Consider the following 19,712-nt stretch of genomic DNA (forward strand, 5'->3'; position numbering starts at 1 on the left):
GGGAACCTCCACGGGCATTATACCGCCACCGGAACCCGGCGAAGGTGAGGGCCTTTGGCCTCCAGGTGATAGGCCTCTGGCCCCTCCGTGGGGAAGTCCTCGCGGAAGTGGGCTCCGCGGCTTTCCTCCCGCGCTAGGGCCATCTCCAGGAGAAGCCGGGCCAGGAGGGCCAGGTTTCCCGCCTCCAAAGCTTGGCGCAGACGGGAGAACCCCCCTTGGGGACCCAGGATCGCCTCTTTGCGGGGAAGATCCCCCACCCAAGCCAAGGCCTGGGCCAGGTCCTTTCCCCGGCGCACCACCCCTGCCACCTGGCCCATCCGTTGGCGTAAGGTTTCCCCCTGGGTGGGGTCCAGGAGGTGGGCGGGAAGGGGCTCCGGTGCCTTAGGGGAGGCGAGGTCCTGTAGGGCGGCTTTGGCCGCCCTCTCCCCCATAACCAACCCCTCCAGAAGGCTGTTGGAGGCCAGGCGGTTGGCCCCGTGAAAGCCCGTGGAGGCCACCTCCCCGGCGGCATAAAGACCAGGAACCCCCGTGTAGCCTCGAAGGTCGGTTTTCACGCCCCCCATGGCGTAGTGGGCAGCCGGGGTCACGGGTAGGGGCTCCCTAAGGGGATCCAACCCCAGGGCCCGGGCCGCGGCCACCACCGTGGGAAAGCGTTCCTCCAGGTTGGGGATGGGCCTGAGGTCCAGGAAGACCCCGCCCGTCCTCTCCCCCTCCCGGTGCACCGCCCGGGCCACCACATCCCGGGGGGCTAGCTCGGCCAAGGGGTCGTACCGGGGCATGAACCGCTCCCCCTGGGCATTGATGAGGACCGCCCCTTCCCCCCGGCAGGCCTCGCTCACCAGGCTCCCATCGGGAAGGGCGGTGGGATGGAACTGGACGAACTCCAGGTCTCTTAGGGTGGCCCCCGCCTGGTAGGCCAGGGCCATCCCGTCCCCCGTGGCCCCTTGGGGGTTGGTGGTCACCGGGAAAAGCCGCCCCAGGCCTCCCGTGGCCAGAAGCACCGCCCCGGCCCGTACCACTTGGGGCCCCTCGGGTCCCAGGACCAAAGCCCCCGCCACCCTTTTCCCATCCCGGAGAAGGCTTACCGCCATGTACCCCTGAAGGACCGGGCTTCTAAGCCGCTCCAGGAGCCCTTGGAGGAGGAGGAGACCGCTTCGGTCCCCCCCCAGGTGCCGCACCCGGGCCCGGGAGTGTCCCCCTTCCCGGGTGGGCTCGGGGTGGAAGGGAAGCCCCAGGGAAAGAAGCCTTTCCAGGTGGCGAGGGGCTTCCTGCAGGATGGACCGGGCCACGGCCTCCTCCACCAGGCCCCGGCCTGCCCTCAAGGTATCCTCCAGGTGGGCCTCGAGGTCCGCCTCGTCCAGGGGAAAGGCCACCCCCCCTTGGGCCCAGGGGGTGGAGCCTGAGGGCAAGGGGTCTTTGCTGAGGAGGAGGACCTTAGCCCCCTGCGCCTCCGCCGCCAAAGCGGCGTAGACCCCCGCAATGCCCGCACCCAGGATGAGGAGATCGGCGCTAAGGGTTTCCATGGGCTTTTTCGTTCCTGGCCCTAGCCCACGGCCACCATGGCGGAAAGGGCCCGCCGGGCCTTTTCCGCCACCTCCTCGGGTACCCGGACCACGTGGCGCATCTCCTTTAGGGAGCGGTATACCTTCTCCAGGGTGATCTTTTTCATGTACTCGCAGACCGCATCCGGTTTCACGGGAATGAAGGCCTTGCCCGGGGCCTCCTTGGCCAGGCGGTGCAGGATCCCCACCTCGGTGGCCACCACGAACTCCTTGGCCTCGGCCCCCTTGGCGTAGCGTACCATGCCCTCGGTGGAGAGCATCTTGGCATCCGGCTTGAGGAAGAGGCAGCTGGAGCCGCAGCCGCACTCCGGGTGGATCATGAACTCCGCTCCCGGGTGCGCCTCCAGGAGGGCCTTTAGGTGCTCCTCCCGGATGCCCGCATGCACATGGCATTCCCCCGGGAAAAGGTCCAGGCTTCTACCCGTGACCCGGGCCACGTGGGCCCCCAGGAACATGTCGGGCACAAAGAAGATGGGCCGGTCCTTGGGAAGGCGGGCCACCACCTCCACGGCGTTGGCGCTGGTGACGCACACGTCCGCCAGGGCCTTCACCTCGGCCCTGGTGTTCACGTAGGCCACCACGATGCCCTCGGGATGGTCCTCTTTCCAGGCCAGGATGTCCTCGGGGCGGATGCTGTCCGCCAAGGAGCAACCCGCTTCCAGGTCGGGAAGGAGAACGGTCTTTTCCGGGTTCAGGATGGCGGCGGTTTCCGCCATGAAGTGAACCCCGGCGAAAACGATGACCTTGGCCGGGGTCCTCTGCGCCTCCCGGGCTAGGCCCAGGGAGTCCCCCACGAAATCCGCCACCTCCTGCACCTCCGGAAGCTGGTAGGAGTGGGCCAGAATGACCGCTTGCCGCTCCGCCTTGAGGCGGCGTACCTCTTCCTTGAGCTTCTCTGGTTCCATCTTCACCCGCTCGCTGGGCTAAAGCCCTGTTCCCCAAAACCCTCGTCAAAGGCCAAGGCCTTCCGCAAACCCCTTTCCCGCATGAAGAAGAAACTGGTCCAGTCCACCAGGCTCAGGTCCTTCCTTCGGGAGGCCAGGAGGGCGGTGAGGGCCATGTGGTGCAGCCCCCCACCCACAGGGACCGTCGGGATTACACCCAGAAGGTCGTGGCCATGGGCCCGTGCCGCCTCGAGGCCCAAACTCCCCTGCACCAGGGCCACGCTCTCCACCACATGGCCGCGGGTTACGGGGCGCTCCCGGGCCGCGAGAAGGTGGCGGAAGGCTTCGGCCGCCTCGAGGTGGTAGGCGTCATCCCGGTCCAGGAGGGCGTAAGGGGCGGAGGTATCAACGAAGACGGCCAAGGTGGTCCCCTTCCCGGGCCAGGTAACGGTCGTGCTCCTGGCTCACGTCCTTGTGGCCTGAGGCGAAGCGGCCCACCGCGGCCAGGGCCCGCTGGGCCCGCTCGGCAAAACCCCCGTTCTCCTTTTCCTGGAGGTAGGCTTCCACCGACCGCCGCACCAGCTCCGCCAGGGATACCCCTTCCTCCTGGGCCCAGGCCTTGAGGCGCTGGGCCTGTTCCTCCGGGAGTGGGACCTGGGTCCGCACCACGCCATCACCTTATTATACCCCCACATCATGGCTGCACCACCAGGAGGGAGAGGTCCAGGGCCTTGGCGGAGTGGGTGAGGGCCCCCACGCTCACGTAGTCCACCCCGGCCTCGGCCGCCTTCCGGGCCCTTTCGGGGGTCATGTTCCCACTGGCCTCCACGGGAACCCGCCCCCCCACCCGGCGCACCGCCTCCCGGATGGCCTCGGGGGAAAAGTTGTCCAGGAGGATCAGGTCCGCCCCCGCCTCCAAGGCCTCCTCTAGCTCCGCCAGGTTGGTCACCTCCACCTCCACCCTGAGGTAATGGGGGGCCTGGGCCCTGGCCCGCCTTACCGCTTCCCCCACGCCCCCCGCGGCCCGGATGTGGTTTTCCTTGATGAGGATGCCGTCAAACAGGCCAAAGCGGTGGTTCCGCCCTCCCCCTACCCGCACCGCGTACTTCTCCAGGGCCCTTAGGCCAGGGGTGGTCTTGCGGGTGTCCAGAACCTGGGTCCGGGTCCCCCTTAGGGCCTCCACGTAGGTTCGGGTGAGGGTGGCGATGCCCGAGAGGCGCTGAAGCAGGTTCAGCGCCAGCCTTTCCCCGGCCAGGATGCCCCTTAGGGGCCCCTCGAGGCGGGCCACCTCCTGGCCGGGCCTCACCCTGGCCCCCTCCTCCACCAGTGGCGTGAAGGCGATGCGGGCATCCACCAGGGCAAAGACCTCCCGGGCCACGGGAAGCCCGGCCACCACCCCCTCCTCCTTGGCCAGGATGGTTGCTTGGCCCCGGAGGTCCTCGGGGACCGTGAGGGCCGAGGTGAGGTCCCCGTGGCCGAGGTCCTCGAGGAGCCAAGCCCTGAGGGTTTCCAAAGGCACCATGGCCCCCATTGTAGGCAAGGCCAGGTACCCATGGGTACCTGGCCGGTCCCCTAACGGATTTTAGGGTAGCTGGATGCTACCGATACCACTTGGGGTGTACTGGTCGGTAGCGTGGACCAGAGAAATGTCCGTAGTAGCGCCAAAAGAAGCTGGGTCATTGCTATCCAAGTTGAGAACGTTGGCAGCGGAAAGGACGGCGGTTATGGAAATGTGTACCGTGCTACCAGAGGCAAATGGCGTATAGGTGAGTTGGGAGGAAAGGTCGGGAACGGTGTAGGTGGTAGCGTTGCCCAGCCATCCCTTGCTTAGAGTGACCTGGTAAATCAGGGTAGAGTCCTCAAGCTCTATTTGGTAGGCCTTGAGGCTGGGGTCAGCGTAACTGAGTCCGCTTACCGTGGGATGGGCTTGGCGGGTTACCGTGAGGCTGTTTGCTGGCCAAGGGTTCGGTAAGGCCAAGGTGATGGTCGAACCGCTAGAACCGCTAGCACCCTTAAAACGCTCCAGCACGTTGCTGCTGTCACCAGCCACGGCCATGACGACGTAGCGATCCCCGCTGCCAGACCCCGCTACCGGGCGGTAGGAGAAGTTGAGGGCTGAGGTCCCCGTTGTGCCACCCACAATTCCCCACCCCTTGTTGTCGGTGCTCAGATAAAAGACCCAAGCATCACCAAAGGTGGGGCTAAAGCCAGATGGAAGGTTTACAGAGACGTTAGCTGGGGCTAGGACGTCTGAAGCCGTGAACGTATAGGAACTCGAGCCCCCGCTGCTAATGTTTACGCTCCGCAAAACCTTCGCCGCCTTTGGGGGGAGGCTGAAAGACGAATCAACTACTACCACCAGCAGGTCTTGAGTTCCTGGTTGGGCGGTTAGGTTAACCAACGCCGTGTAGTTGCCTCCGGATACAGTGACGAGACCCGTTGATGATAAGCCTTGGCTGCTGACCACAACACGATCGCCACTCGCTATGCCCGGAACATTGGTGACATCCACGTTAAGGGTATAGTTTACCGTGCTCAGGCTGGGGGAGCTACAGGTAATTTTAGGGTTGGCCAGCTCAGCGTTGGTGGCCTGGATAACATGAACTTCGGGTGGGTTACCCGGGACAACGGGATTGCACCGCACGGCTACGCCATATTTGGTATTGCCACCAAGGCTGAAGGTATAGGTGTGCGTGCTACTAGGAGTGAACGCTGTCCAAGACCCACTTCCCACCTGGTATGCTGCCGCATACCCTACGTTCTGACTATCTATAACGGTGAGGGTGATGCTACCGGGAGGTGGGGGGGTGCCACCCCCGCACCCCACTAGCCCCAAAAGGGCCAGCACCGCAAAACCTAAAAGGCCGATGGTCCTCATGGTTTCTCCTTTCTGGAATCGCCTTTTGGGGGATTCCGCCAGCAGGATAGCCTAGAAGGTCTTAACGCACCCTGAACGGGGGATAACAAAACCCCGGGCAACCGCCCGGGGTGTTCCCATGGGTCGCTCAAGGGGCCTGGCTTAGGTCCAGCATCCCGGCCCCCACCGCCTGGGGTGGGTAGGGCAGGGGTTTTGCATAGTGCACAAGTTTCTGCTGCACCTGGGCTGGGGCCAAAGTGGGGTCGCTGTGGAGCCATAGGGCCATGGCCCCCGCTACCAAAGGGGTGGCGAAGGAGGTGCCGGTGCAGCTTCCCGTACCTCCACCGGGCAGAACGCAGTCAAGGTCCGTGCCCGGAGCGGCGAGGTCCACGTAGGCCCCTTGCGTGCTATAGGGGGCGGGCTGCCAGCCTGGAGAGCTGGGCGTGGCTTCCAAGGCCCCCACCGCCACCAGGCCCGGCAGGTCCAAGGCGGCGGGGTAGTGGGCGGGGCTACCCTGATTCCCCTGGTTACCGGCGGCAACGGCTACGGGGATTCCTTGGCTAAGAGCGGCTTGCAGGGCCAGCGTCAAGGCCTCCACCGGCGTATCCCCACCCAGGCTCAGGTTGAGCACCGTGGGCTCTTGGCGGTTTTCCACCACCCAGCACACCCCCTGCACCACCCGGCTGGCCCGGCAGACCCCGGCCTCGTCGCAGACCCGCACCGGCACGATGCCCGCACCGGGGGCTACCTCCTTCACTAGCCCCGCAACCCCTGTGCCGTGTCCGCCCGGGAAGGCGTCCTGGGGTGTGGGGTCGTCCTCCACGAAGTCGTAACCGGGAAGCTGGGGGATGACCGGGTCCACCCCCGTGTCCAAGACGGCCACCCTGACCCCCTCTCCTGTCCATCCCCGGCGGTGGGCTTGGTGGGCCCCCACCGCCTCGCGGCCCGAGATGCCCCCAAGGCTCCAGAGGCTTTCCGGGTCCGCCTTGTAGCTGGGGTCCAGGGCCTCGAGCTCCTCCAGGGCCTTCCCCAACTCCTTTCCGGTATACCCTAGCTCCGCCAAGGCAAAGCCGCAGCCGGCCAGATCGTCCCGGCGTAAAAGGGTAAAGCCCTCGGGAAGCCTAGGGGTTTGGCCTAAGGGTAGCCGGAGGAGGACCCGGCTAGGGTCCACCCGCCCCAGCACCCCAAGCTCCCCCCGGGCCTCCCGGCCTCCCGCCACCACCCGCACGGGCTTGGGCCCACCAGGCACCTCAGGAACCCGGAAGCGCACCCGGCTGGGCTCAGCCAGGGTTACCTGGGCCTCGGCCTCCCCCACCCACACCCGGGCCCCACTCCCCTGCATCCCCGAAAGCCGAGCCTCCACCTCCTCCCCCACCAGGGCCCGGCCTGGGAAAAGGGTAAGGCTTGGCCTTTGGGAAGAGCAGGCCCAAAGCAACAAGGGTAGCCAAATCCATAATCCGTGGCGCATCCTCCACCTCACCTTTGAGGAGGTTGAACCCCTCCAGCTCCAGAAGGCTTACCGGCATGCTACCGTGGGCGGCGCCCACGACCTCCCCTCAAAGCCTAGGCGGGGAGGGGTTAACGGACCCTGAACGGAACAACCCCCCTGGGGGAGGCCCAGGGGGGTGGGGAGGGGTTCAGTAGACGAAAAACCCCCCGGTGTACCGGTAGACGTAGAACCCCCCGGCATAGCGCTCCAGGGAAAGATTGTCCCCGGGGGTAGCGTAGACGAAGAAACCGCCGGCGTAGCGGTCCAAGGAGGCCCCCTCCTTGTCCCCTCCAGCCAAGGCAGAGACCCCAAACCCTAAGGCGAGAAGCGCTACCAACACCAACTTCCTCAGCATCCGCTTCACCTCCTTGGCCTAGGCGCTACCTAGCGCCAGCTTTCTTTTAGTGCGGGGTCCCTTAACGGCGGGTTAACGGCGGGTGAACGCCCCAGGGCCCCTTTAGGGAGAGGCCATCTCGGAAAGGCGCTTACGGTACCTTTCCGCCAGCACGGTGTAGCGGGCCTCCTCCAGGAGGGCTATGGCCTCCTTCAAGGTGGCGGGGTCCTCGCGGAGCTCGGCCAGGTTGGCCAGCACCGCCGCCGTGAGCACCCAGTCCCGTCCCTCCTTGGCCAGATGGAGGGCCTTAAGGTAGGCCGTCTCCGCCTCCTCCTTCCTACCTTGGCGGTGGTAAAGCGCCCCCAGGTTGTTCCAAGCCCGGCCCATGGCCTCCAAAACCCCGGCCTTTTCAGCTAAGGCCAAGGACTCCTGGTAGAGGGCTTCCGCCTCTTCTGGCTTCCCCCCGCGTTCCCGCATCACCCCCAGGTTGAGGAGTACCCGGGCCCGGAGGAGGGGGGTTTTCCCCGCGGCCTCCAAGGCCTCGGCGAAGACCCGTTCCGCTTGGGGGCTACCCAGCTCAAAAAGGGCCACCGCCCGGTTGTTGAGGGCATCCGCCTGCCGGGCCACCTCTCCTGCCGCCAGGAAGCGGACCGCCGCCCGGGCGAAGAGCTCAGCCGCTTCGGCGAAGCGGCCCTGGCTTAGGGCCAGTAGCCCCTCCAGGTTCAGGGCCTCCCCCTGGGCCCAGGGACTTCCCTGGCGGGCCAGCTCCGCCTCCTTCATGGCCTCCTCCACCTGGCCTAGCCGGAAGAGGATGCTAGCCCGCACCGCCGCCACTTCCCTCTGGAGGCCTGTTTCGCGCAGTGCCGCGCCCTCGAGGGCCTCGAGGGCCTCCCGGTACCGGCCAAGCCTCTCCAAAACCCTGGATTTCAGGAGGCGCACCTCGGGCTCCTCCGGCAAGGTTTGCAGGAGCTCTAGGCCGAGGCCTGGGTTTTCCGAAAGGAGAGAACGGATTCGTTGCCGGATGGCCCCACCGGCCCTTTTGCGGTCCGTTTCCCCCCAAAGGGGCCGGGCCAAGAGGTAAAGGGGCAAGGCTTCCTTGGGAGGCAGGTGGCGGGCCAGGGCCAGGGCGGCCTCCTGGGCCTCGAGGGGAAGGTGGGCGAAGGCGTTGGGGTCCAGGGCATCAGGCCGGGGAAGGCCTTCCAGGGCCAGGGCCCTTCCCCCTTCCCGGATAAGCCCTACTCCTCGGAGGATCTCCAGGGTATTCGCCGGGATGCCAAGGGCTTCCACGGCCTCTTTGGGGCAGAAGAGGAGGCCAAAGAAGGCCTTCCGTGCCTCCCTTTCCAAGGGTGCGGGTGGGTGGAATTCCTCCTCCTGCCCTTCCACCGCCCACCTGACCCCGGGAAGGGCCTGGGCTTCCTCCAACAGGGCCTTACCCCGTTCGGGAAGGGCCAGCAGGTAAAAGGCGCGGGCCTGCTGGGCAAAGGCCCGGTGCACCTCCAGGGCCACCCTTTCCCGGGTGGACCAGACCCATTCCTCCAGCTCCTCGCCCAAGGGCAGCTCCACGCCCTCCAAAAAGGTACCCCGGTAAAGGCGCCGCACCTCCCCTAGGCGCCCCTCGTTAAGGGCTAGGCGGAGGGCCTGAAGGTCGGTGGAAATCCGGGTCCTAAGCACCTCCCCTCCCTCCACCGCCCCCAGGGGCTTGAGCTGGGTAAGGGCCACGGAAAGGCTATTCAAGGGGTCCTGGGCCTCGGGCCAGAAGAGCTCGGCCAGGTGGCGCCGGGCCTTGGGGCCTTCCAGGGCCAGATAGGCCAAGAGAAGCAGGGGTTTGGGGCGGTGGAAGGGATGCCCTTCCAGCTCGAGGCCCCCCAGTACCCGGAGCATGCCCTCATGTTAAGCCCTGAGGGGCCCCCGGCGGCGTTTGTGAGATGGCGGCCTCCTCGGGGCAGGCCTGGGGGTCTAGGCTTAAGGCATGGCCAATCGCCTTCTAGGCTCCCAAAGCCCTTACCTCCTCCAGCACGCCGAGGACCCTGTGGACTGGTACCCCTTTGGGGAAGAGGCCTTCGCTGTAGCGCGAAGAGAGGGGAAGCCCCTTTTCCTCTCCGTGGGCTACAGCGCCTGCCACTGGTGCCATGTGATGCACCGGGAGTCCTTCCAAGATCCCCAGGTGGCGGAGATCCTGAACCGGCATTTTGTTCCTGTGAAGGTGGACCGGGAGGAGCGGCCCGACGTGGACACCGCCTACATGCGGGCCCTGGTGAGCCTCACCGGCCAAGGAGGCTGGCCCATGAGCCTCTTCCTCACCCCAGAGGGCAAACCCTTTTTCGGGGGCACCTACTTCCCCAAGGAGGACCGAGGGAGCCTGCCCGGCTTCAAGCGGGTCCTCCTGGCGGTGGCCGAAGCCTGGCAGGCAAGGCGCGTGGAGGTGGAAGGGGAAGCCGAGCGCCTTGCCCAAGCCCTATGGCGAAGCCTTACCCCCCCTCCTGGGCCGGTACCCAAGGAGGCGGAGGCCAAGGCCCTCCAGGCCCTAGGGTCCTCCTTTGACCCCGAATGGGGCGGATTTTTGCCGGCACCCAAGTTCCCCCAAGGAGCCCTCCTCCTCTACCTTGTACCCCTGGCCTGGCGGGGGGAGGAGGGGGCAAGGCGGATGGTGCGCAAAACCCTCGAGGGCATGGCTTTGGGTGGGGTGTACGACCAGGTGGGCGGCGGATTTCACCGCTACGCCGTGGACCGGCGCTGGTACCTGCCGCACTTTGAGAAGATGCTCTACGATAACGCCCTTCTGGCCCGGGTTTATCTGGGAGCCTACCGGGTTTTTGACGAGCCCCTCTTCCTGCGGGTAGCCCGGGAGACCCTGGACTGGATCCTGTCCATGCAGGACCGGGCTGGGGGGTTCTATACTGCCCTGGATGCGGAAAGCGAGGGGGAGGAAGGGCGTTACTACACCTGGAGCCTAGAGGAGCTGGAAGGGGCCTTGGGCGAGGATTACCCCTTGGCCCAGCGGTACTTTGCCTTGGCAAGCGCCTTTCCCATCACGGGTAAGGACGGGTCCCCTAGGTACGTCCTCACCGCCTGGGGCGAGGAGGAGGTGAAGGGCCTGCTGGGGGATGGCTTTGCCGCGTGGCGGGAGGGGGTTTTGGCCCGGCTTTTGGCCCTAAGGCGGCGCCGCATGCCCCCAGGCTTGGACGACAAGGTCCTGGCCGACTGGTCCAGCTTGGCGGTGCGGGCCCTGGCGGAAGGGGGAAGGCTTTTGGGGGATGACCGTTACCTGATGGCGGCGCGGAGGGGGGCTCACTTTCTCCTTACGGGTATGCACCGGGAGGGTCTTTTGCGGCACGTGTGGCGGGCGGGAAGCCTGGGGGAGGAGGCCTTCCTCCAGGACCAGAGCTTTGCCGCCCTGGCCCTGTTGGAGATCTATACCGCTAACGGGGAGTGGCCCTACCTGGAGCGGGCGAGGTACTTGGCGGAGGCGGCTTGGACCCACTTTCGGGAAGGTGGCCTTAAGGCCCAAACCCTCCTTCCCCTCCCCACCCGGGACGTGGAGGAAACCACCCTCCCCTCTGGGGCAAGCGCCCTGGCCGAGGCCCTTTGGCGGCTACACGCGGCCTTTGGCGGGGACTACCGGAGGCGGGCCCAGGCCCTTTTGGAGGAGGTGGCCCTGTGGTTGGAACGCTACCCCCAGGCCCTTCCCGGCTTCCTCTTGGTCCACCGCCTGCTTTTGGAGGGCACGGAGCTGGCCCTTCCCATCCCCTCGCCCCTTTTAGGGGTAGTGCGGGGGCTTTACCTGCCCCTTACCCAGCTGGTGAGCGGTCCACCTGAGGCCCTTCCCAGCCTGGCAGGGCGGGAACCAGGAAAGGCCTACCTGTGCCGTGAGGGAAGCTGCCGCTTGCCCGTGGAGAGTGTGGAGGCTTTGTGGGAAGAGCTTGGAGCGGTGTACGTGGGGAGGTAGGTTAGTGCGTAGTTTCACGATTTAGCATGCGCGTGAACGTTCTCTCATCAAAGGTATTGACCCCACCCCCCACTCCCCCTAAGCTATTACCGAACGGTCGGTAAGGAGGCCCCATGCCCGAAGCCTGGATCGTAGAAGCCCTGAGAACCCCCATCGGCAAGCACGGGGGCGCCCTGGCCACGGTGCGCCCCGATGACCTCCTGGCCCATGTCCTTTCCGCCCTCATGGAGCAAAGCGGGGTACCCAAGGAGGCCGTGGAGGACGTTTACGCCGGCTGCGCCAACCAGGCCGGAGAGGACAACCGCAACGTGGCCCGCATGGCCCTTCTCCTGGCAGGCTTTCCCGTGGAGGTGGCAGGCTGTACCGTGAACCGCCTCTGCGGCTCGGGCCTGGAGGCGGTGGCCCAGGCCGCCCGGGCCATCTGGGCCGGGGAGGGCCAGGTGTACGTGGGTGCCGGGGTGGAGTCCATGTCCCGGGCTCCCTTCGTGGTGCCCAAGGCGGAAAGGCCTTTCCCCACGGGCAACATGTTCATGTACGACACCACCTTGGGCTGGCGCCTGGTAAACCCCAGGATGCAGGCCCTCTACGGCACGGAGAGCATGGGGGAAACCGCCGAGAACTTGGCGGAGATGTACCGGATTCCCCGGGAGGAGCAGGACCGCTTCGCCCTGCTTTCCCACCAGAAGGCCATCCGGGCCTGGGATGAAGGGCGGTTTGCCCGGGAGGTGGTCCCCGTTCCGGTAAAGCGGGGCAAGGAAGAGGCTCTGGTGGAGGTGGACGAGGGCCCCAGGCGGGACACCTCCTTAGAGAAGCTGGCCCAGCTTAAGCCCGTTTTCCGCCAAGGGGGTACGGTAACCGCAGGGAACTCCAGCCCCCTAAACGACGGAGCGGCGGCGGTGCTTCTGGTTTCCGATGCCTACGCCAAAGCCCACGGCCTCAAGCCCCTGGCCCGGGTACGGAGCCTGGCCGTGGCTGGGGTACCCCCTAGGATCATGGGCATCGGTCCTGTTCCCGCTGCCAAGAAGGCGTTGGCGCGAGCCGGGCTTACCTTGAAGGACATCGGCCTTATTGAGCTGAACGAGGCGTTTGCCGCCCAGAGCCTGGCCGTCCTGCGGGAATGGGGCCTGGATATGGAGGATCCCCGCCTGAACCCCAACGGCGGGGCCATCGCCCTGGGCCATCCCCTAGGGGCCTCGGGGGCCCGGATCCTCACCACCTTGGTCCATGAGATGCAACGGAAAGGGGTCCAGTTCGGCCTGGCCACCATGTGCATAGGGGTGGGCCAGGGCATCGCCATGGTGGTGGAGGCGGGCTAAGGGGTCTTCCCCTCCCAGGGGAAGATTGGCACTTTGTATCTATCGTCACGATACAATCCGCTTGTGAACACCAGCTCAGCTCCCGGCCACACCTGACCCAAAAGCCAAAGGTCCTCCGCCGCCACCCGCGCCGGCTTGGCATATCCCCCTAGGCTTCCCTTGTCCGCCAAGAGCACCAAGGGCCGGCCCGAGGGAGGTACCTGGATGCCCCCCAAGGGCGTGGCCTCGGAAAGGCCTTCCCCGCCCGGGACCTCCGGGCCCTGAAGCTCCAGGCCCATGCGGTCCGCCCGGGCCACGCGAAAGGGGGCCGACAGCAGAGCCCCAAAGGCCTCCTCCGTAAACTGGGGTCCTGGCAGAAGGCGGAGGCGAAACACCCCCGGCAAAGGCCTCTGGCGGAAAGCCCAGCCGGGCCGCACCGCCCTCCTCTCCCTAAGCCCTAGGACATCCAAAGCCCTTAAAGGGCGGCCCACCCTTCCCCGAAGATCCGGGGAGGCAGAACCAAAGAAGGTGTGGACCTCTAGGCCCCCCGCCACCGCCAAATACGCCCTCACCCCCCGCCCCCAAGGCCGGAAGGAAAGGGTTTTCCCCCTTGGCCAAAGAAAGCTCCGCCCCGGCGGGATTTCTTCCCCATCCAAAAGGGCCACAAACCCATAGCCCGCAAACCCCACCACCAGGTCCTCCAAGGCGGTGAGCACCGGGCCCCGGTAGGCCATCTCCAGGAGGGGTGTTCCCGGAGGGTTTCCCACCAGCCGGTTGGCCAAAGCGGCGGAATAGGGGTCCAAAGGCCCCGAGCGGGCCAGGCCCAGATGCCCCGCCAGAAACCTTCCCCGGTCCACCACCAGGTCCATGAGGCCCGGTTCCTCCACCCGGAAGGCGGGAAGCCTGGGTTCCCCGGGAAGGAGCTCCAAGGGGGCAGGTTCCGGCGGTGTTGGCCCCGCCGCCTCCCTGAAGCGCACCCGGTCCCCCGGCCTCAGGAGGAAGGGCTCTTCCCGGTGGGGGTCGTAGACCGCCACCAAGGCGGTGCCCAAAAGATGCCATCCCCCGGGAGAAGGCAGGGGGTAGACGCCCGTCTGGGGCCCAGCCATGGCCACGCTGTGGGCGGGGACCCGGGGCCTGGGGTGGGAGCGCCGGGGTAGGCGCAAGGGCTCCAGTACGGGAGCCAAAAAGGGAAATCCGGGGGTGAAGCCCAGGGCATACACCCGGTACTGCGGCGCCTGGTGCAGGCGTTTAACCTCCTCCAGGGAAAGCCCCGTGCGCCCGGCCACCTGCAAAAGGTCTTCCCCGTCATAACGCACGGGAATATCCACCACCCGGCCCTCCTCCTCCCCCGTCACCTCCGTGTGGGAAGCCAAGCGGCGTAGAAGCCTTAGGAGCCTGGGACGGGTAAGCTTTTGGGCGTCAAACTCCAGGTACAGGGTGCCGTAAGCGGGGATGGCCTCCCAAAGCCCTTCCGGGGGAGCCTTAAGGAGAGCCTGGGCCAGGCCCTGGGCCAAGCGGTTGGCCTCCTCGGAAAGGCCCGCCCCAAAGGTCAGATAGAGGCCATCCACCCTTTCACTCTAACGAAGGCTCAGGCCCAAGGCGGCCCGAAAGCTCCCTATCGGGCAAGGCCAGGAGGGCCCCAAGGGAAAACCCTATAAAAGCGGCGCTAAAGAGGAATATCCGCCGCAGGGCCTCCACGATACCCTCCTTTAAGGCCCCCTTTAGCTTCTCCCGCACCGCCTCGAGGCGGGCTACCACCTGCAGGGGAACTTGGGTAAGGGCCTGCTCCTCAGCCTGCTTCAAGGAGGCCACCGCCTGGGCCACCGCACCCTCCTCTAACGCCTTCAGCTGGGAGAGAAGCCGAACCTTCCCAGCTGGGGAGGGGCGTTCCCCCAAAGCCCAGGCCAGCCCCTGGCCCCAAGGGAGGCGCAAAAGAGCCTCCTTAGCCACAGCGTCTCCGGCCCATGCCTTTTCCAGCAGGGAAAGGGTGCCCTGGGCAACCCCACCTGGCAGGAGGAGAGCCTTCACCTGCAAGGGCAAAGAGGTTTCCCCCAAAAGGGCTTGCCGCGCCGCTTCGTCCCCCCTTAGGGCCTTTTCCAGAAGGCCCTGCATCCGGGAAAACTGGGCGGGCAGACCACCGGGCACCAGGTTGCCTTTGAACTCCTCCGGCAGGAAAGGATCCTCCAGCAGGGCTTGGTAGGCCGCCTGATCCCCCCGCAGCGCCTTAACCAAGAGGTCCTCCAAACGGGCAAACTCCCGGTCTAGGTCCAGGGCCATCCCCTCCCCCGTCCGGACCATAGCCGGCGTGGAACCACCCCCAGGAAAGGCGCTTTGCAGGTTGGCGCTTAGGCTTTGTGCCAGAAGGGTCCCCAAAAAGGCGATCCCCATGGTGGAGCCAATCTGGCGCATGAACTGCACCATGCTGGTGCCGCTTCCCACGCGTTCCTTAGGCAGGTCGCTTTGGGCCACCACGTTCAGCACGCTCTGCGCCGGCCCCAGGCCAAGGCCCAGGAGGAAGAAAAGGGCTACCGCTAAGAGCAGGGGGGTTCCCACCGCCAGGACAAAGTGCAGGAGGAGGAAAAGGGTCAGCAGGAAGGTGGCGCTGGTTAGCAAAAGCACCTTGTACCGCCCAAACCGGGCCAATAGCTGCCCGGCCCCCAGGCTGCCCACCATGACCCCCAGGACCAGGGGCAACACCGTAACCCCGCTTTGGCTGGCGGAAACCCCCTTGACCACCTGAAGGTAGAGGGGCAAGAAGGCCACGGCTCCCAAGAAGGCCGGCCCGTAAAAGAAAGCGGCCACCGCCGATAGGCTAAACACCCGTCCCCGAAACACCCTTAGGTCAAAAAGCGGATAAGGAAGCCAAAGTTCGGCCCATACCCAAAGACCTAGGCCTAAAAGGGCCCCAGCAAAGAGCCCTAGGATGACGGGACTCCCCCAGGGATAGGTGCTCCCACCCCAGGAAAAGGCCAGCATCAGGGGCACGGTCCAAGCCACAAGGAGGAAGGCCCCGAGGAAATCAAAAGGTTCGCGGCGGCCGGGTTTCAGCCGGGGCATGTAACGCAATATGAACCCCAGGGCCACGGCCCCCACGGGCACGTTGATGTAAAAGACAAAGCGCCAGGAGAGATGGTCGGTGAGCAACCCGCCCAGCCAGGGTCCCACGGCCGAGGAAAGGCCAAAGAGGGCCCCAAAGGCCCCCGCCAGCTTGCCCCGCTCCCGCGGGGGGAAAAGGACGGCGATGGTGGTAAGGGCCAGGGCAAAAAGGGCCCCACCCCCCACTCCCTGGAGTCCCCGGAACAGGATGAGCTGGGCCATGTTCTGGGAAAGACCGGAGAGCACGGAACCCAGGAGGAAAATGAGTACCGCCCAAAGCAGGATGGCCTTGCGGGAAAAGAGCTCGGTAAGCCGGCCAAAGATGGGGGCGGAAACCGTGGAGGTCAAAAGATAGCTGGTGGTAACCCAGGCGTAGTACTCCGCCCCCTTAAGTTCCCCTACGATGCGGGGCATAGCCGTGGAAACGATGGTCTGGTCTAAAGCTGCCAGGAAAACCCCCAGCAGCACACCGATCATGGTAAAACGCACCTCTTGGGGTGTAGGGTTCATGACTCCTCCAACTTGCTCAATAAGCGGGCCAAGTGGTCCACTTCCTCCGGGCTAAGCCGGGCCAGGCGGCGCCTCAGGGCCGCTTCCATAAGCCTTTCTGCCTCCTCGAGGGCCACCTTCCCCTTTTCCGTCAGGCGGAAGGCGAAGCGGCGCAGGTCCTTGCTGTCCAAGGTGCGCTCCACAAAACCCCGCTCCTCTAACCGCCGGAGCATGTGGCTCACGGTGGGTGGGGGAAGCCCCATGTGCCGGGCCACATCCGAGGGATAGGGCAGCCCCTCCACCACCCGTAAAAGCCAGGCCTCGAGGCCCGAAAGCCCTAAGGCCACCAACCCCTCCTCCATCTCCTCCCGCACGGCCCGCTGAAACCGCCATATCCGCCCCATGAGGTCCCACACCATGGCCAAGATATTATTTCAGTTCAAACTATTTGATTGCAAGCTATCCCACCTTGACGCCCCCGCACCCCCGGGATTAGCCTGGGCCTCGGAGGACACCATGAGCCTGCTTTTTTACAGCCAAGGACAGGATCACTATAACCTTGACCCAGACCTAAAAGTAGTACTGGACACTTTCGCTCCCGGCCTACCCCAAGAAGCCCTGTCCACCTTCGGCAAGCTGGTGGGAGAGGAGGTCCTGGAGGTGGCCCACCACATCGATCAAGACGCCCCGCCCCGCCTAAAGATGCACGACCTGGATGGAAACCGCAGGGACCGGGCCCTCCTCTCCCCGGCGCAGAAGGCCCTTTTGGACAAGCTCCGCCCCATGATCCGCCCCGCCTACGAGGGCCAAGGCTGGCCCCTGCACTACGCCTTCGGCTACCTCTTGGCGGATGGGGGGCTCTACTGCATCCTCACCATTACCCATCAGGTGGCCTATGCGCTGCACAAGTACGCCCCAGAATGGGAGGCGGTGAAGCGGGAACTCCTTTACGGCCCGGCCTTCGGCGCCACCTGGATGACGGAGATCCAAGGGGGAAGCGACCTGGGAGCCAACCGCACCCTGGCCAAACGGGAGGGGGAAGCCTTCCGCCTTTACCAAGGGGACAAGTACTTCGCCTCCGGGGCCGGCCTGGCCGACTACGCCTTGGTGACCGCCAGGCCGGAAGGGGCTCCCCAAGGCCCCAAGGGGCTTGGCCTTTTCCTCCTGCCCCGTGAGGTGGAGGGGCGTCTCAACTTCACCGTGCGCCGCTTTAAGGAGAAGCTGGCCACCCGGGCCGTACCCTCGGGGGAGGTGGAGCTGGAGGGAAGCCTGGCCTACCCCATCGGGAGGCTGGAAGAGGGCATCTACTACACCCTGGAAACCCTCACCGTGGCCCGCCTGGCCAACGCCGCCGCCGCCATGGGGATCGCCAAGAAGGCCCACCTCGAGGCCCTCTTCCGGGTGAGAAGGCGCACCGCCTTTGGAAAAAGGCTTTTGGACCACGAGCTCATCCAACACGACCTTCTGGAGATGCGCCTTAGGCAGGTGGGGGGCACCGCCTTGGCCTTCCTGGCCATCCAGGCCTTTGACCGGGCCTGGGAGGAGAGGCCTCCCTATAGCCCCCGCTACCACCTGGCCCGCCTCCTCTCCCACCTGGCCAAGGGGCGCACCGCCGAACACGCCAGCGCCATCACCGCCCTCGCCATGGAGCTCTTTGGCAGCCTGGGCTTCCTGGAGGAGTATGGGGTAGCCCGCTGGCACCGGGAGGCCCTCATCACCCCCATCTGGGAAGGACCCGCCAACGTCCAGGCCTTGGACATGCTGGAAGCCATGGCCAAAAAGCGGGCCCATGAACCTCTTTTGGAAATGCTCCAGGATCATCCCCAGGCCCAAAGGTATGCGGAAAGGGCGCTGGCGAGGCTAAAGGAGGAAGGCCCCTGGCACGCCAAGGAGGCCCTAAGAGGGCTGGCCGACGCCGTAGCTGTCTACGCCTTGGCAAAGGTAGCCCACGAGCCCTTCCCTGAGCTTTCCCACCTTTACGCCCGGCGCTACCTGGAAGGGGAACCCCTACCCCTTAGCGCCCAAAGGCCCAGGCTTTACGACCCCTGGTGAAGCCTCTCGTATAGGGGCCCCAGGTCCTCGGGGCGGAAGCGGGCGGTGTAGCCCTTGGGGGGCAAGGGTTCCTGGTAGAAAAAGGCGGGAAGGCGGTCCTCTTCGTGGGTGAAGCCCGCCAGGTGGTTGAAGCGGTGCTCCAGGCGCAAAACCCCCTCCCCAAGCTCACGCCAAAAGCCGGGGGTGAGGCTTGTGCCCAAGGCGGCGTTGAGGCTTTCCACCACCAACTCCACCTGCCTGTTGGTGACGCTCCCCCCGAAGACACAAAGGCCCAAGGCATCGTTGGCGGCAGCATTCACCTGGGCCTGGTAGCTGGCCTCCAGGATCTCCGCCACCGGCATGGCCCGGGTTTCCAGGCGCGGGGCATTGCCCGCGGTGTGGTCCGCCCCCTGGGCGGTCACCATCATGGTGATGCCCGTGGCCTCCACCACCCTGGGGTCGTAGGCGCTGATGGCCTGGCGCTTGATAACGGGAACCCGCCCAAGCCCCAAGGCCTCCCCTACCCGGGCGGTGCCTTGGGCCAGGAAGCGGGCGGCCTCGCTCGGGGTATAGAGGGCCTTGAGCTTGGCCTCCATGAAGGCATAATCCCCCCAATCCGCCTCCCCCTTTTCCATGAAGAGGGCCAAGGTGGCCCCGGTTTCTATGGTGTCCACCCCCAGGTCGTTGGCCAAGCGGTTCAGGCGGGCCAGCTGGTCCGGGTCGGTGAGGCCGCAGTTGGTTCCCATAAGGCCGATGGTTTCGTACTCCAAAGGGGAAACCACCTCCTCCCTGTTCTCGTCCACGATGACGTTGGAGCACTGGATCACGCACCCGGGCATGCAGGCGTGGGTGGGCTTCCCACCCCGGGCCTTGTTGAGGGGGGCGATGTACTGGCCCCCCATGCGGAACTCCTCCGGAGGGGCAAGCTGCCCCTGGCGAAAGTTCCGCACGGGAAGTCCCCCGAAGGCATTCTGGAAGTCGGCCATCCCCATGGTGCCGATGGCGTTGTAGAACTTCATCACCAAGGGATCTTGGCGCAAGAGCTCCGCATAGCGGCGGATGGCCCCGGTGACCTTGGGCTTATCCCAGACCTCCGCCTTCCCCGGCACCTCCACCACGAGGGCTTTCACCCGCTTGGCTCCCATTACCGCCCCCACGCCACCCCGGGCCGCCAGGCGGGAGGGCCTCCCATCGGTATCGGAAAAGGCGATGCCGGAAAGGAGGCCCAGATACTCCCCCACCGGCCCTAGAAGGGCAAACGCGATCTTCCTGCCGTAAGCGGCAAAGAGCCTTGTGGCCGCCTGGAAGTTCCCGAGGCCGAGGAGCTCCCCCGCCGGGTCAAAAAAGACCTGCCCCTCCCGGGTGATGCGGAGGACCACCCAGTCGGGGCTTGTCCCCTCGAGGACCAGATGGGCAAGCTTCATCTGCCCTAGGGCGTAACCGAAGGTGCCGCCCCCGTTGGCCTCCTTGATGCCCAGAGTCAGGGGGCTACGGGTGCCCACGCTGGTGCGATTGGCGTTGGAAAACCCCGTGCCGGCCAGGGGGCCGATGGCGAAGACCAGGGGGTTCTCCGGGGAAAGGGGGTCCATGCGGTACGCCTCCCGCTCCATGAGGATCCTCCCCGTGCGAAAACGGCCCCCAAAGGCCACCTCCTCGGGGGGAACCTCCTGCCAACGAACCCGCCGTGAGGAAAGATCCACCCACAAAGACCGCCACATCACCCTAAAGC

At 65.8% G+C, this 19,712-nt stretch carries 16 protein-coding genes; 3 read left to right on the forward strand and 13 right to left on the reverse strand.

From position 1 onward, the window contains the following. Positions 1–17 precede the first annotated feature (17 nt). The 9 genes from nadB to L0D16_RS05645 form a co-directional block, all read right to left on the reverse strand. A complete protein-coding gene (nadB, locus tag L0D16_RS05605) occupies positions 18–1,523 on the reverse strand; it encodes an L-aspartate oxidase (protein ID WP_243030468.1) in 1,506 nt (501 codons plus the stop codon). A gap of 20 nt (positions 1,524–1,543) precedes the next feature. Beyond that, positions 1,544–2,467 (reverse strand): quinolinate synthase NadA, encoded by a 924-nt coding sequence (gene nadA / locus L0D16_RS05610; RefSeq protein ID WP_243030469.1) that lies wholly within the window; start codon positions 2,465–2,467, stop codon positions 1,544–1,546. Positions 2,468–2,469: 2 nt separating this feature from the next. Continuing rightward, positions 2,470–2,868: a type II toxin-antitoxin system VapC family toxin gene (locus L0D16_RS05615; RefSeq protein ID WP_243030471.1), complete on the reverse strand. Its 399-nt coding sequence runs from the start codon at positions 2,866–2,868 to the stop codon at positions 2,470–2,472. Further along, positions 2,852–3,115 (reverse strand): ribbon-helix-helix domain-containing protein, encoded by a 264-nt coding sequence (locus L0D16_RS05620; RefSeq protein WP_243030472.1) that lies wholly within the window; start codon positions 3,113–3,115, stop codon positions 2,852–2,854. Before L0D16_RS05620 ends, L0D16_RS05615 begins: the two co-directional genes overlap by 17 nt. A 25-nt stretch (positions 3,116–3,140) precedes the next feature. Then, positions 3,141–3,968, reverse strand: a complete 828-nt coding sequence (nadC, locus tag L0D16_RS05625) for a carboxylating nicotinate-nucleotide diphosphorylase (protein ID WP_243030474.1) — start codon at positions 3,966–3,968, stop codon at positions 3,141–3,143. A 60-nt stretch (positions 3,969–4,028) separates the two neighbouring features. Beyond that, the gene (locus L0D16_RS05630; RefSeq protein WP_243030476.1) at positions 4,029–4,958 is read right to left on the reverse strand and encodes a hypothetical protein; all 930 of its coding nucleotides are present in this window, start codon (positions 4,956–4,958) and stop codon (positions 4,029–4,031) included. Positions 4,959–5,451: 493 nt separating this feature from the next. After that, positions 5,452–6,771 (reverse strand): S8 family peptidase, encoded by a 1,320-nt coding sequence (locus tag L0D16_RS05635; RefSeq protein ID WP_243030478.1) that lies wholly within the window; start codon positions 6,769–6,771, stop codon positions 5,452–5,454. 169 nt (positions 6,772–6,940) lie between these two features. Next, complete coding sequence (locus L0D16_RS05640) at positions 6,941–7,147, reverse strand: hypothetical protein (protein WP_243030479.1); 207 nt, start codon at positions 7,145–7,147, stop codon at positions 6,941–6,943. Between the two features lie 102 nt (positions 7,148–7,249). Next, positions 7,250–9,007, reverse strand: coding sequence for a tetratricopeptide repeat protein (locus L0D16_RS05645; protein ID WP_243030480.1), 1,758 nt, complete (start codon positions 9,005–9,007; stop codon positions 7,250–7,252). Between the two features lie 88 nt (positions 9,008–9,095). Here L0D16_RS05645 and L0D16_RS05650 point away from each other — a divergent pair, with 88 nt between their 5' ends. Next, positions 9,096–11,072: a thioredoxin domain-containing protein gene (locus L0D16_RS05650; protein ID WP_243030481.1), complete on the forward strand. Its 1,977-nt coding sequence runs from the start codon at positions 9,096–9,098 to the stop codon at positions 11,070–11,072. 113 nt (positions 11,073–11,185) lie between these two features. Continuing rightward, positions 11,186–12,388, forward strand: a complete 1,203-nt coding sequence (locus L0D16_RS05655; protein ID WP_243030482.1) for a thiolase family protein — start codon at positions 11,186–11,188, stop codon at positions 12,386–12,388. On the opposite strand, the gene pxpB is transcribed toward L0D16_RS05655, so the two are convergent. From pxpB to L0D16_RS05670, 3 genes are read right to left on the reverse strand one after another with little or no spacing between them, the layout of a single operon-like run. Further along, positions 12,385–13,935, reverse strand: coding sequence for a 5-oxoprolinase subunit PxpB (gene pxpB / locus L0D16_RS05660; protein WP_243030484.1), 1,551 nt, complete (start codon positions 13,933–13,935; stop codon positions 12,385–12,387). The two genes, L0D16_RS05655 and pxpB, sit on opposite strands and share 4 nt — an antisense overlap. Positions 13,936–13,939: 4 nt before the next feature. After that, on the reverse strand, positions 13,940–15,973 hold the full coding sequence (locus tag L0D16_RS05665; protein WP_243030485.1) for an MDR family MFS transporter: 2,034 nt from the start codon (positions 15,971–15,973) through the stop codon (positions 13,940–13,942). Beyond that, entirely contained in the window at positions 15,970–16,371 is a 402-nt protein-coding gene (locus L0D16_RS05670) for a MarR family winged helix-turn-helix transcriptional regulator (protein ID WP_243030487.1), read from the reverse strand. Before L0D16_RS05670 ends, L0D16_RS05665 begins: the two co-directional genes overlap by 4 nt. A 97-nt stretch (positions 16,372–16,468) precedes the next feature. On the opposite strand from L0D16_RS05670, the gene L0D16_RS05675 reads away from it, so the two are divergent. Then, positions 16,469–18,004, forward strand: a complete 1,536-nt coding sequence (locus tag L0D16_RS05675) for an acyl-CoA dehydrogenase family protein (protein WP_243030488.1) — start codon at positions 16,469–16,471, stop codon at positions 18,002–18,004. On the opposite strand, the gene L0D16_RS05680 is transcribed toward L0D16_RS05675, so the two are convergent. Continuing rightward, positions 17,989–19,701 carry an aldehyde ferredoxin oxidoreductase C-terminal domain-containing protein gene (locus tag L0D16_RS05680; protein ID WP_243030490.1) on the reverse strand — a complete coding sequence of 571 codons (1,713 nt, stop codon included), beginning with the start codon at positions 19,699–19,701 and terminating at the stop codon, positions 17,989–17,991. The genes L0D16_RS05675 and L0D16_RS05680 overlap by 16 nt on opposite strands. Between the last annotated feature and the right edge of the window lie 11 nt (positions 19,702–19,712).

The organism is Thermus altitudinis (genome assembly GCF_022760835.1).
Taxonomy (GTDB): domain Bacteria; phylum Deinococcota; class Deinococci; order Deinococcales; family Thermaceae; genus Thermus; species Thermus altitudinis.